Source organism: Kushneria phyllosphaerae (assembly GCF_900312995.1).
Taxonomy (GTDB): Bacteria; Pseudomonadota; Gammaproteobacteria; order Pseudomonadales; family Halomonadaceae; genus Kushneria; species Kushneria phyllosphaerae.
On the sequence record NZ_ONZI01000034.1, the window covers coordinates 1 to 418 of the forward strand.

The 418-nt window shown below is 54.8% G+C and carries 1 protein-coding gene; it reads right to left on the reverse strand.

Annotated elements, in window-relative coordinates:
• On the reverse strand, positions 1 to 418 hold a 418-nt coding region (locus tag KSP9073_RS17995), incomplete at both ends, for a hypothetical protein (protein ID WP_165814295.1).

Sequence of the window (418 nt, forward strand, 5' to 3'; positions counted from 1 at the left end):
CACCATAGGGACGCCACGAGCTGAGGTTCATATATGACATGGGTGCCCGGACTTTTTGGCGAATGAGTACTTCAATGTTGATGATCTCGCGGCGGTCGCCGCGCTCAGGGTGGAACTCGGGCGCCGGATCAGGGATTAGCGGGACCAATGTTCCGGGTTCCAAGTCATGGCAAGGCTCGGTGGGAATACCTTGATCCTGAATATCAGGACTCCATGGATGCGTCGTCGGACGCTCTGATTTCGAAAAGGCACGGAACGGCCCAAAGCGCTTGGCGTGATGCTGACGCACACGAAGTGGCGCCAGCCAGTCATCTTTTGGTGAGGAATTATCGTACACAACGATCGCCTTGATAAAAGGATCCAAGACAGGATTCATGTACTTGAAGCATTCGCCTTGCAGCTCGGCACGCATCCAGAC